The sequence below is a fragment of the Pseudothermotoga lettingae TMO genome (assembly GCF_000017865.1).
Taxonomy (GTDB): Bacteria; Thermotogota; Thermotogae; order Thermotogales; family DSM-5069; genus Pseudothermotoga_B; species Pseudothermotoga_B elfii.
Map to the genome: position 1 here is coordinate 1,729,973 of NC_009828.1, position 12,744 is coordinate 1,742,716.

Sequence of the window (12,744 nt, forward strand, 5' to 3'; positions counted from 1 at the left end):
ATTGATACTGGATGTTTTCATAATAGCACTCTTACTTTCCCTCATTCTGAAAAAAAGAATTTTCCATCTTGACAAACTCGAAATCAAAGCGATTTATTTGTTTCCCGTGCCCTTTATTATACAAATACTCCCTTTTCAACAAAGAGGCCTCTTGATGGCTATCTCTTATGGATTACTTTTTACTGCAATGATGTTAAACTGGAAAATCAACGGTTTTAAATTCATGGCAGCTGGTTCAGCTATGAATGCGCTCGTGATACTTTTCAACAATGGAAAAATGCCCGTTTATGAACCTTTTGCCAGAATGCTTGAACTCGACCTGACAGTGAAACACACATTTGTTTATTCTTTTTCTGAAAAACTTATCCTTGGAGATTGGATACCCATTATCCTTCCATGGGCCAGAAAATTTCTCATAAGCCCTGGAGATATTCTCATATATGCAGGGGTGTTTATCTTCTTTTTAACCATCGAAAAAACCCATCGATAGCTTTCAAACATAAGCCATTTTCGTCATATCAAAATTGTATTTATGATATGATAACTATATGGAGGTGATCGTATGAAAGTACTAACTTCTTTCTTTTTGATTGTCTCCGTTTTTCTATTTGCAACCACTTTTCCAGCAAGAATAAGTGTTTTATTGAGCAATGAATTAGACAATGCGGGAACAACAAAAGGTTATGTTTTTAACGAGGTGAAAATCGAGTGTTTAAGTGAAACATCTATCGAAGCCCAATCTTTTGAAAAAGGATCCGTGGTAATAATCAAACCGGGAGCAAACGGATTGTTAATGAATGATACACAGATCAACTCAGATTCAATAACAATTAAGGGAATGATCAAGGTTCTTTCGGCAAAGCGCTCCTATGGAACACCCGTTTATGAAGACACCATCTTAGTAAAAATGATCGATAAGGGGATAATACTTATAAACGAATTAGACATCGAAAACTACGTGAAATACGTTGTACCAAGTGAAGTACCAGGTTGGTTTGAAAAAGAAGCTATAAAAGCACAGGCAGTTCTTGCAAGAAGTCGCGCCATCGCTGATGTTCTAAAAGGTCCTAAGGATAATTTCTATGGGGCCCACTGCGACGATAGTACGAAAAGCCAGGTTTTTAACAACAAAGAAATTTCCGAAATCGTTGAAAAAGCTGTTGAAGAAACACAGGGGCAAATTATGTTTGTAAATGGATATCCCGTAGAAACAGTGGTTTACTTTTCAACATCATGTGGTTTTACATCAAACAATGAGGAAGTATGGAGTGATGAACAGGGCAATTTTCCAGGTGCGGTTATACCTTATCTCAGGTCAAAACCACAATTTGGAAAACTCTTAGTTGAAAACAAAAATGAGGAATTCTGGAATAAATTTTTCAGAGCTTTCTGGGGCATTGAAAAAGAACTATGTGATTTTTACGACAGAGAGTCCCCATGGTTCAGATGGAAAGTAACCATGACACGTGAAGAACTTGAAAATGTCATCAGCAAGGGTTTGATTGCGAGAGAAAAAGCTGACCAGCTTTTAGGGGTAGATGCAATAAGAACTCTGCAGGGGATTCCTGTAGATATTAATAATGCTAACTTTTCTATTGGGGAACTCAAAGATTTAAAAATTGTCAGAAGAGGAGAAGGTGGAATAGTTATGACGCTCAGGATAGTATCGGAGAATGGAATTTATGAAATAGACAAGGAATACAACATCAGATTCATTATACGCCCGACCAAAAGTCTCACAGGCTTTAACAGGGATATAATCATTGAACGGCATGATGGTTCTACTTACAGTAATTATTCTATACTGCCAAGTGGATACTTTGTATTTGACATTGATAGAGAAAATGGAAAAATAAAACAAGTTACTTTTTATGGTGGAGGAAATGGCCACGGTGTTGGAATGAGTCAGTACGGAGCCAACTACCTTGCCAAAATTGGGAAAAACTATCAACAAATATTAAAAACTTTCTACGAAGGCAAGATAGAAAATATCTTTTAAGGGAGCCTTACAGGCTCCCTTCTTATTTGGATAAATCGATAAAAGCAATTGTTCCATTCATAGAGGCTACCAGAACCCCAGATTTATACGGATAAGCCTTTGAAAATATAAACCCGGGTCCAAGATAAAGCTTTTCCAGAACCTCTCCCTTTTCCAGATCAAGAAAGAAAATATTACCGTCAATCGTGCAAACGACCAACATTTCTTCTCCCACAATCCTGGGAGATGAATCATAGATTTGTCCGTTTACATTTGATTTCCACAGAATTTCCCCATCTACAGGATTGAATTTATAGATCGTACCATTTATGTTTGAAACATACGCATTTCCAGAGTTGTCTTTTTCCACAGAAGAATATCCAGCTCCCAGGGAAGATTTTCTCCATCTTTTTGTTTTCATTGAAATATTTTGCCCATGTAAAGCACCTGATGTATTTGTGAAAACAATCCAGTCATCGAACAATTCCGGTGTGCATGGGGCAGCTGTTTCATATCCAGCTCCAACTGCAAAGTTCTTGACCAATTTTCCGTTCTCATCAATAATCGAAAGGACACCTCCCCACGATGTTTGCAGAAAATAAGGGGATACAAATCTTGCTGGTGATTGCACTGTACCATACATGTAGAATTTATAAATTATTCTTCCACAATCTGGATCTACAAGATACAGATTTTCACCACTTCCAACAGCTATATTTTTTTGCCCGGATGATATAGAAAAAACCGGACAATCAAAATTCATGGACCATATTTCATCAAAAGTCTCAAGATCATATGCCGCAAGATTTCCCATTAAATCTCCAAAAATAAGTTTTCTACCCCTTACAACAACATTTGAAACAAAAGGACCTGAAAATTTTTTCTTCCACAACAATTTACCATAGTCATCGAGTACATAAACTGTGCCTGATAAATCTGCAAAACATATTTTGCCATCTGAGCAAACAGGATTTGAGAAAACTCCGTCTGAAGCCTGAAATTTCCATAGCAACTTTGATGAATCAAAATCAGAGAAGATATAGCGTTCAGTAAAACCATCAACGCCTTCAGCAAGAATCTTTGCAAATATACAAGCATCATTGTGCAACTCAACAGGTACTTCGAGCCGCTTTTCGAAATCTGAAAACTTCTTAAAAATTGAATTGTTAATTGTGAGAGTTATCTGTTTTATGCCTTCTGTTTCAAAATATAATGAAACCCCTTTTTCACCAATCTTTCTCAGATTAACCTTCAAAATCTGAGAGTATCTTCTTTCTTTTCCTGCAGGAATTTGCCTTATAAGATTGCAAACACCATCAGTATTCAAAGCCCATAAAAATATTTCGCCATCTTCCCAGCTTAAAACCGTGTACCAACCATCCTTAGCTGCACCAACCATCTGAAACCAGGCACCATTGTACATACCCTTAATATCATAGCTGTGCCCATGACCAACTAAAACAACTGGGACATTTGAATCATTTATCAAGTTCATCAATTTCCAGCCATCATCTGTAAAATTAGCTGGCCCGCCAAAAGGATGATGGGCCATTATCACAACCGGCTTTTCACTTTGTTTGAGTCTCGTCTCGATCCACTGCAATTGAAGAATTCCTATATGACCATGGTGCTCAAAGTACATCGATGTATCTACACCGAGAAATTCAAAAGGTCCAGCATCAATACAAAATCCCTTAAAACCACTCTCGCCTTTTCTGTTTCTCGGTGACCATCTTGTATCATGATTTCCAGGCGTTTCATAAACGTCTATTTCATAACTGTTCAATCTGGATATGATCTTATCCAGTTCAGAAAACTCATAATCAGACCCCATCTCTGTCAAATCACCGAGGATAAAAACCGCCCCTGGCTTAATTTCGCAAACTTGATCTATCAGAAACTCGACCTTTTCTTTTGCAAAAGGAAAATGAAGATCACTTAAAATTACGACAAATCCTTCATGATTCAAAAACGGATGTTTTGAAAACGCATATATCGACAGGGACAGAAATACCATTAAGAAAAGTGTTTTTTTCATCCAATACCTCCTGCTTTTTTAAGTAACTCAATTGCTCTGTCTAACTCTTTCTCATCTGATAGAAAGAAAGTTTCATATCTCGGTTTTAGATTTATATTGAGGCTTATCAGAAATATGAAATCAACAGAAGAAGCTCTCCTCATGAGATTTATCTCGTCTCTTTTGCTTTGAACTATTACAATCTCTGCATCACATCCATAATTTTGTAGGATTTGAGCTATCTTCTCAAAACTCTCTTTCCGCTCTGATGCAGCTATTATTATTTTTTTGCCTTTCAAAAATCCTTCAAGTGTTCTGTTAACCCGAATACTTTTGAAGCTCACCGGTTTTACCGGTGTCTGGTTGTATATAACCCTCTCATAACCGTCGTATGAAATAGTTACTGGTTCGCCAGTATTTTCAATTATTCCAAGAAATGTCCCATCATCGCTATAAATAGAAACAACTTCTACCCAGGTGTCACCGGAAAAAAGCAATGGTACAGTTAATTCAGTGGCTTCGTAAGAAACAGTGATACACACTTCATCTATCCCCATGTACGGAATTATCAGGGAATTTCCACTTTTTGTGATAAAACCATCACTCACTTTTACAGATAATGGTTCTTTATCTACGCAATGCCTTCTTGCATAAGGAATCAGATCTATTTTATAATAACTACCAGCAATTGCAGGCGCTCTATCTGGAAAGATTTCAATCTTGACTGAATCAACAGGCGGATTGAATTGTATCCATTTTGTATATTTTTTCGAATAAACACCATTCTTTCCAATTGCATATACTGTTAAGAAATATTTTCCTGGTGAGATATTCTCCGGCACAGAAATAAATAAACGATCTTGCTGAATCTCTACGTTGAGTGGTTGTTTATCAAAAAAGGCAAAAGCTTTATCTATATTCTGAGAACAATCTATATTAAAATCCCAACTGTTTATTTCTTCAACAGCTTCAAGGTTTAATTCAGGTATCTCACTGTCAAAAAGCCGGCAGATGGCCTCTTTATAAGCTATCGCGACAGCTTTGAGATTTTCTTCCTCGTTTAACCATTGCTCTCTTTCTTCATTGGAAACATGACATGGCTCTCCCAAAACAGCAGGGACTTTTACTTCTCTCATTAAATAAACATCACCAGGTCCAGCATCACCCGAAGTGCCAACATATTTTTTGAAAGATTCTATAAGATAATCTGCAACATTTCTTGCATAATCAGCAGAATATGCTGAATAATAGGCTATGGAAAAATCAGAATTAGGGGTATTTTTCATAGAATTGAAATGTATACTCACAAAAAGATCGGCATCAACCCTGTTTGCAAGATTTGCCCTTTCAGCCAGGCTCACAGTCCTGTCAGAAGTTCTTGTCATGATAACTGTTGCACCACATTCTTCAAGTAACTCGCGCAAATATTTTGCAACTTTTAAATTTATATCTGCTTCTTCAAGAATAGTTCCAGTGGCACCGCGATCTTCTTTCCCACCATGACCGGGATCAACTACGATCAATTTTCCAATCAGGCTGGCAAAAAGTAGATTAAAGGAGCACAAACTAAGCAAAATTAACAATAAACGCCTTTTCATAAAACCACCACTCCTTAAAACAAAGGGGAGAATTGCTCTCCCCCTTTGTTCACTTTTTCATGAAGTAATCAATGATATTTGCAAGGAGCAGCTGAACCATTGGTTCATCAAAGTTTGGGCTCAAAAAGAGATCTTCACCGATGTATATACAATTCTTTCCTTCTATGATCGCAGCATTGACATCTGGCATGTGGCTTGGAGTTTCCATATCATCGTTGTACCATTCTCCAAGAACGACTGCATCTTCCAAAATCTCAACAACCATAGCCCAGTGCCTTGGAGTAGCTACAAACTCATCGATCCCTTCCCATATTGGATGATCTGCAACTTTTTTTATATAGCCATGCACAGGAGGTTTCCAGGCAAACGCGCTGTACGAAACTTTGAAAATATCTCCGAGAGCAAATACAGTACTGACATCATAGGAAGAATTGTTATGGTTTCTAAAAGAAGCCTGTGCCAAGGCAAAAACATAGCCACCATTGCTCATGAATTTTTTCACAGCTTCAATTTCCAAAGGCGACATGCGCCTTGTGTTAGGAAGTATAAGGAGTTTAATTTTGCTCATATCAAAAATTCTTTCGAATTTGATCACTGGATCTGCCTCGGGATTGGCATACAATTCCAGATCTCTGTTGAAAACAGGGACACAGCTGTAACCAAGACCTTTAACGAAATCGAATATGCGTTTCATTTCCCCAAGATAATCCCAGTCGGAACCAGAGAAGCCAAGTTCGGCATACCATCGAGCCGTATAATCACTCATCAAAACCCCGACAACCTGCTGTTCATCAGCCAGGACTGGAACAAATAAAACTGCCAGAGCCAGGACAATCAGAAATTTTTTCATGCTCACTACCTCCTTTTAAAAATTCAATCTGGCGATATCCGCCACATATTTTCTTACTTTTTCATCAAGCAAATTTTCAAAAGAGAAAATCAAAATCTCATCTGGCCGATATTTTTCTACAACACTTTTTGCTATTTCATATAATTTTTCAGGATTCTCTGTCATTTTGTAGGCTCCAAGACCAACCCTTATTTTCTCAGCTGCTCCAAGCGCTTTTACAGCGTACTTAACATAATATTCAACAGTATCTCTGTTATTCTCATAAGCCATTAAACAAGCATAATCCAAATATTCTCCCTCTAACCATTGCAACCACCCCTGAAGTCTCTGGCTTATCGCATCTTGTTCATAGTAAGCAAAGACAGCAGCAGACAGTTTTTTACCGTAGTTATGGACTTTTTCGTAGATTAACTTAACAGTATCGGAAACCTGTTGTATTCTGAAAAGATCGAAACCTTCCCCAAGATTGGTCAACTTTTTCTCCTGAATAGCCTTTTTTAGCCACTCTCTATATATCTTCATCGCATCTGGATGATAACCAAATGTTTTGTAGGGATATCTAATATAATCAAGATGTATCTCATCAACATCATAATTTTTTGCAATTTCTTCAGCAATATTGCTCACAAATTTTTTTACATCTTCAAGCGCTGGCTCCAGGAATAAACCAGGTGTGTTTATTTCGGGTGAGGATGCATACTCAAGCATACTTTTTCCATTTTGATCATAAGTTATCCAATCAGGATGAACATTAACTACATGTTTTTCAGAAACTGGTTTTTTTCCAAAAGGCCAGGCATAGAAAACATTCATCCAGGCTGAAATTTTTATTCCACTAATCTTTGCTAAATCTATTATCTCTTTGAGAGGATCGAAATCTGGCGAACATTCAGAAAGGGTTTCGGCTTTCGGCAAAATTTCAGAGTTGTAATAAGCATCAGCTCTACCAACAACTTGGACATATATCCTTGTTGCTCCCACTTCTTTCGCTATTTCTATTACCCTGTTAATTTTCTCTATGGAAGTTATTTGATCTCTTACAACCCATATGCCAAGTGGATAGGGCATTAAAGTTGTTGTCACAAGTAAAACAAGAAAAAGATTAACCTTTCGTGCCACCTGTCATCAATCCCTTCACAAAATATCTCTGGAAAGCAAAGAAGATAACAATCATAGGTATAGCGGAGACCATGGAACCAGCCATCTGCAAACCGAACTGCGTCATCTCAAGTCTCTGCAATGTTGCCAGTCCAACTGTCAAAGGATATTTTGAGGGCGTGTTCAAAACTATTAATGGCCATAGGAAGGCATTCCAGGATGAAATAAAAGTAAAAATGGAAGCAGCTGCGATAACTGGTTTACTCATGGGTAATATTACCCTCCAATAAATTCCCCACTCTGTAGCTCCGTCAATTCTCGCAGCGTCCATATAGTCTTGAGAGATAGAAAACATAAATTGCCTCATCATAAAGATTGTATAAGGGCTCGCAAGTGATGGGATTATTACAGCCCATAGAGTATCAAGTAATCCAAATTTATTTATCAAGAGAAACGCCGGTAAAAGTGTTACCTGGGGTGGAACCATTATTGTGGAAACTATAGCTGTAAACAGCAATCTTTTTCCTTTGAAATTCATTTTTGCCAGGGCATAAGCTGCTAAGGAGCAGACAAATATTGAACCAGCTGTGATTGAAATGCTTATAAGCAAACTGTTCACTGACCAGTCCCAGATTTGAGAATATGTGAATAAATCCCTGAAATTTTGCAAAGTTGGTCTTGAAGGAAAGAGCTTAGGGGGAATTTGTCTTATATCTTCCTCTGGAGTAAGCGATGTTTGTGCCATCCAGTAAAGAGGAAAAAGCGTTGATACAGACCATATTCCTAAAACCAGTGCAATAGCCAGCAACTTGAAAATCTTTTTCAATCTCAGCCCTCCCATTCGTAAGAACGCGACAAAGATTTGAACTGAAAGATAGATATCACTACAGCTATAGAGAAAAATACTAAGGAGATAGCTGAAGCAAGACCATAATTGAAATCTCTGAAAGCAGTTGTGTAAATAAGATAAACCAGAGTTATTGTCGAATTTCCAGGACCACCACCTGTGAGTACATAAATTTTGTCAAAAACACTTATAGCTGCTATCGTATAAACAACTGTTAGATAGAGTGTGGTGGGAGTCACAAGTGGGATTGTTATCTTCAACCATTTATAAAATCCAGACGCGCCATCTAATTCAGCTGCCTCATAGAGTGATTTTGGTATATTGTTTATTGCCGCAAGATAAAGAATCACTCCCGAACCAGGCGCAATAACCATGTCAGTTAGAATTATCGACCACATAGCCATTGAAGGGTCCACGAGCCAAGGAACAGGACCAGCACCTATCTTGGTCAGGAAAGTATTTATCGGCCCGAAAGAGTAATTTAAAAGCCATCCCCAAACAATACCTATGACCACTGTTGCAGTAACCGTTGGAAGATAATAAATTGCTCGAAAAAGGCTTTGAGCTTTTTCTGATAATGGAGCAAGAAGTGAAGCAAGCATAAGAGCGACAGAAATATTCTTTAAAACATTAAATGAAGCATACCACATGGTATTTCTCAAGGCAATCCAGAAATCGCTATTCTGAAAAACTTCTTTGAAATTCTCGAAACCAACCCATTCATTACCAAATATTCCAACATTCTGGAACGCCATTACAAAAGCCATCACAACAGGAACGAAGGTAAAAATTATAAAGATAATCGTAGCAGGAGCGACAAAGAAATAAGCACTGATCTTTCTACGTAGCAATATTATCTCCCCTTCTTTGTGCTTTCTATTATCCGTGTTACGTTCTTATCTGCATCTTCCAGAGCCTTTCTTGCATCTTTTTTTCCAAGCAAAACAAGCTGAATCTCTCTTGAGATAGCTTCCATTATCTTTTCTTTAGCTGGATGGGGAGGAAAAACATAATTGTGCTGGGATATCAAGTTTGCCTTGAACATCAATGGATCGTTTTCATATATATTTCCTGCGCTCTTCTTTGTTGGAAATTGTCCATATTTCGTCAGTTCCTTTTGCTGTTCAGAAGATGTTATATACTTCGCAAACTCAATAACTGCCTTCAATTTCTCCACATCATTCTGCACAAATACTTGATATGAAGAAACATCGCCAAAACTCCAGAAACTATCACCCTTGTTCTTTACTGGATATGGGACCACATCTATTTCGAGACCAGCATTAATGAGGGCTGGAATTGCCCACGTTCCAGTAACATAAATGGCAGCTTTACCGCTTCTGAATAACGTATACGCATCAGCATCACCATAAGAAGCCATAAAAGGAGGCGCACAGTCTGCAAAAACCTTTGCAAGCCATTCTAATGATTGTTTGTTCTCCTCATTCACAATCGCAGACCTTAAATCTTTCCCCTGACCTTCTACAAATTTTCCTCCCCATCCAAGCACAAATGGCCACAAATGGGAATTATCTGGTGCTGGAAAACCACTCGCAACGAATCCATATACATCAATTTTGCCGTCTGAGTTTCTATCAAAGGTCAACTTTTTTGCAATCTCATAGAATTCGTCAAAAGTCCATGGGTTTTCGACAGATGGTATTTGCACAGACATTTCATCAAAAATCTTTTTATTGACAATAACTACCTTTGTCGTCATATAAAATGGAAAACCGTACATCTTTCCTTCATAAGTTGCCCCTTTGATTGCTTCAGAATAGTAATCCATCTTCTCTTCCTCGGTGAGATAATCATCGATGTTTTGAAGAACCCCCTGTACTACATAATGGGTTCTAAGAGGGCCTCGGGTGAGATCTGGCCACTTTTTTGAAGCAACAGCAAGGTCCAGTTTTTGATCTCCACCGCTCCATGGTATTTCTGTAAGTTTAAATTCAATGCCTGGGCATGATTCCGAAAATTTAGACATCATTCTCTTCAACCAGGCATAGTTATCTCCATCTTCACTCCAGGCTGGAAAATCCCATATGTATATTGTGCCCGCCCAGGAAAACAATGTGGTACAAATAGCCACAAAAACTAAAATTGAAGAAAGCTTTTTCACTTTAAACACCTCCTTCACATAATCTCAGTAAATTTTAGAATTTTTGTATCGTAAGAAAAAGCATCACGCGTTCCTAAAGAAATTCTGACTTTAAAATACACATAAATATTTTGTACATCATCTGTTGGTATATGTACTTTCAAAACATTTTCATCTAAAGAATAAATATCTAAATCATACGAAGATTTCCAGATAACTTCATCCGTCATGTAATCAAGCATCTCTACCTGAAGAGTGTATCCACTCAAAAAAGGCAAAGCATAATAATGTATTGTGAGATCCACTCCATCATCTCTGAAAAAATAATTTGGTGGTTCTTCAACATAAACATATGGGAAAGATGGGTTTTCATGAAGCCAGAGTCTCACCAAGAGCGAGAAATAACAAAACCTGTTTCCTGTTTGGCCATAAGGAGCAAACCTGTTTTCACCCCTTATATCAAAAACACCTATACCATATTTTCCTCCACGTGCTTCTATAGTCTTGTAATTTCCTTTATATATACCAGCATGGAACCCAACTGTATGGCCGCCACCGTTAAAAAGAAGATCACCTGCCAGAAGTTCTTCAGCTTTGTCGAAATAAACCCAGAGTAGATCACTTCTACCAATTATCATGTGATCGATTCTTTCATTTTCATCTAATGCGGTATGATAAACCCACGTGGCAAAATTCCAACAATCAAATACTCTGTTTTCTGGATCGTAACTCCCCCACCCATACTCTCCACCGACCATGGTCATTGCATAGTTAATAACTTTTCTTTGCAAGGGATTCAGGTAATTTCCGAAAATAAGCCCGGCTATCAAAATCGCAAGCCAAAACAAAACAGATTTCCTCATAATCTTACCCCCATGGTTCACATAATTATGTTACCACAATAGATATTATCATAACCATAAAGTATTTATGTTATGATAAATTTATTTTCCTTTCTACTATCTCAAAGCATCGCCGTCTTTGTAACAATTAAAGAATATAAATTACAGAAATAAAATACCTTGAAAGTGCTGCAAAATAAGAATTTTAAAGCTTTTTAGTTAATTAAGAAGGCAGTGTTGTATCAGAAAAAATTTATGCTATACTTGTTTTGCACAAATGTGCATTATTGCACAAATGTGCATAATCTATTCCTCTATGGAGGTGCATTGTCATGAAAAACTCGAAAGTGCTGGTGTTTCTTTTAACATCACTAGTAGTGATCTCAGTCTTCGCCCAGGTTCAACTCCCCAAAAAATTTGAAAATCCCAAAAATGTACGGATAGCTCTGGTAAGGGAGGTAGGAGAAGGTAGTTTCTTTGAGCGTTACCTTGCCGGTGCTCAATCAATGGCAAGAGAACTCGGCGTAACACTTTTAGAAGCAACCGCTCATGGAGATATGGCAAGAATGGTTACCATGATCGAAAATTTTATCACCCAGAGAGTTGACGCGATCATAATTGACCATGGAAGACCAGATCCATTGATGCCAAAGATCAAAGAGGCTTTAGACAGAGGAATCAGAGTAGTAACTTTCGATCTGGTTGTAGATGACAACAGAGTTCCTGAAATCGAACAAGATGATTTGCTGATAGGTTATCTGATAAGCAAACAACTGGCAGTTGACTTTGCAGGAAATGCAAATGTTATTTATGTAAACGTAGGTGGATTTGCACCATTAGATAAGAGAGACAAAATGTGGCAGATAATCAAATGGCGTTTTCCCGGGATCAAAGAAGTTGCAAAGATAGGTGCAGTTACAGGATCAACTGCTGCTGATACTCAAACAAGAATGGAAGCAGCCATGAAAGAAAAACCCGAAGCAAATGCAGTACTCGCCATGTGGGATGAATTCGCAAAAGGTGCGGTAAGAGCAATAATGCAAGCAGGTAAAAGTGATCAGTTCAAAGTTTACTCAGTTGATGTTACCACCGAAGACATTCAGATGATGATTCAGCAAAACAGTCCATGGGTTGCAACTGTTGGAACAGATTCCTACGCAGTCGGTCGACTTGCCGTAAGGGCTGCGGCAGCCCTCGTTGGTGGAGAAAAATTACCCAAGTATTTACTGGTCGAACCACAATTGATTACAAGACAGTTCCTTGTCGACAACAATATAACCAACATGGACGAACTTGTAAAAGCATTACCGGCCCTTGGTGAAAGCAATTTAGTATGGCCCGAATGGCTGAAGGCTTTAACTGAAAAAAATAAGAAATAAGAAAGGGGGAATTGGGCAGGGCTTTTTGCCCTGC

The 12,744-nt window shown here is 38.0% G+C and carries 11 protein-coding genes; 3 read left to right on the forward strand and 8 right to left on the reverse strand.

Going from position 1 to position 12,744, the window contains the following annotated elements:
* Position 1: 1 nt before the first annotated feature.
* Together TLET_RS08570 and TLET_RS08575 are read left to right on the forward strand one after the other, a co-directional pair.
* A complete protein-coding gene (locus TLET_RS08570; protein WP_012003697.1) occupies positions 2 to 490 on the forward strand; it encodes a DUF5317 domain-containing protein in 489 nt (162 codons plus the stop codon).
* Positions 491 to 562: 72 nt separating this feature from the next.
* On the forward strand, positions 563 to 1,999 hold the full coding sequence (locus tag TLET_RS08575) for a SpoIID/LytB domain-containing protein (protein WP_012003698.1): 1,437 nt from the start codon (positions 563 to 565) through the stop codon (positions 1,997 to 1,999).
* Between the two features lie 22 nt (positions 2,000 to 2,021).
* Here TLET_RS08575 and TLET_RS08580 read toward each other — a convergent pair whose 3' ends face one another.
* Genes TLET_RS08580 through TLET_RS08615 form a run of 8 tightly spaced genes read right to left on the reverse strand, consistent with a single transcriptional unit; the run spans position 2,022 to position 11,352 of the window.
* Positions 2,022 to 4,016: an outer membrane protein assembly factor BamB family protein gene (locus TLET_RS08580; protein WP_012003699.1), complete on the reverse strand. Its 1,995-nt coding sequence runs from the start codon at positions 4,014 to 4,016 to the stop codon at positions 2,022 to 2,024.
* Positions 4,013 to 5,593, reverse strand: a complete 1,581-nt coding sequence (locus TLET_RS10710) for an N-acetylmuramoyl-L-alanine amidase (RefSeq protein ID WP_012003700.1) — start codon at positions 5,591 to 5,593, stop codon at positions 4,013 to 4,015. Before TLET_RS10710 ends, TLET_RS08580 begins: the two co-directional genes overlap by 4 nt.
* 49 nt (positions 5,594 to 5,642) lie before the next feature.
* A complete protein-coding gene (locus tag TLET_RS08590; RefSeq protein WP_012003701.1) occupies positions 5,643 to 6,443 on the reverse strand; it encodes a type 1 glutamine amidotransferase family protein in 801 nt (266 codons plus the stop codon).
* Between the two features lie 15 nt (positions 6,444 to 6,458).
* The gene (locus TLET_RS08595) at positions 6,459 to 7,562 is read right to left on the reverse strand and encodes a glycoside hydrolase family 10 protein (protein WP_012003702.1); all 1,104 of its coding nucleotides are present in this window, start codon (positions 7,560 to 7,562) and stop codon (positions 6,459 to 6,461) included.
* A complete protein-coding gene (locus tag TLET_RS08600; RefSeq protein WP_012003703.1) occupies positions 7,546 to 8,367 on the reverse strand; it encodes a carbohydrate ABC transporter permease in 822 nt (273 codons plus the stop codon). The genes TLET_RS08595 and TLET_RS08600 overlap by 17 nt, the downstream gene beginning before the upstream one ends.
* Before the next feature lie 2 nt (positions 8,368 to 8,369).
* Positions 8,370 to 9,239 carry a carbohydrate ABC transporter permease gene (locus TLET_RS08605; protein ID WP_012003704.1) on the reverse strand — a complete coding sequence of 290 codons (870 nt, stop codon included), beginning with the start codon at positions 9,237 to 9,239 and terminating at the stop codon, positions 8,370 to 8,372.
* 2 nt (positions 9,240 to 9,241) lie between these two features.
* Complete coding sequence (locus tag TLET_RS08610) at positions 9,242 to 10,510, reverse strand: ABC transporter substrate-binding protein (protein ID WP_012003705.1); 1,269 nt, start codon at positions 10,508 to 10,510, stop codon at positions 9,242 to 9,244.
* 14 nt (positions 10,511 to 10,524) lie between these two features.
* A complete protein-coding gene (locus TLET_RS08615; RefSeq protein ID WP_012003706.1) occupies positions 10,525 to 11,352 on the reverse strand; it encodes an NlpC/P60 family protein in 828 nt (275 codons plus the stop codon).
* Between the two features lie 311 nt (positions 11,353 to 11,663).
* On the opposite strand from TLET_RS08615, the gene TLET_RS08620 reads away from it, so the two are divergent.
* Positions 11,664 to 12,710: a sugar ABC transporter substrate-binding protein gene (locus TLET_RS08620; RefSeq protein WP_012003707.1), complete on the forward strand. Its 1,047-nt coding sequence runs from the start codon at positions 11,664 to 11,666 to the stop codon at positions 12,708 to 12,710.
* Positions 12,711 to 12,744: the final 34 nt, after the last annotated feature.

Excerpts from the sequence above, each read along its gene's own strand:
- TLET_RS08575 (WP_012003698.1), top strand. The coding sequence starts at position 563 with ATGAAAGTACTAACTTCTTTCTTTTTGATTGTCTCCGTTTTTCTATTT.
- TLET_RS08580 (WP_012003699.1), bottom strand. The coding sequence starts at position 4,016 with ATGAAAAAAACACTTTTCTTAATGGTATTTCTGTCCCTGTCGATATAT.
- TLET_RS10710 (WP_012003700.1), bottom strand. The coding sequence starts at position 5,593 with ATGAAAAGGCGTTTATTGTTAATTTTGCTTAGTTTGTGCTCCTTTAAT.
- TLET_RS08590 (WP_012003701.1), bottom strand. The coding sequence starts at position 6,443 with ATGAAAAAATTTCTGATTGTCCTGGCTCTGGCAGTTTTATTTGTTCCA.
- TLET_RS08615 (WP_012003706.1), bottom strand. The coding sequence starts at position 11,352 with ATGAGGAAATCTGTTTTGTTTTGGCTTGCGATTTTGATAGCCGGGCTT.
- TLET_RS08620 (WP_012003707.1), top strand. The coding sequence starts at position 11,664 with ATGAAAAACTCGAAAGTGCTGGTGTTTCTTTTAACATCACTAGTAGTG.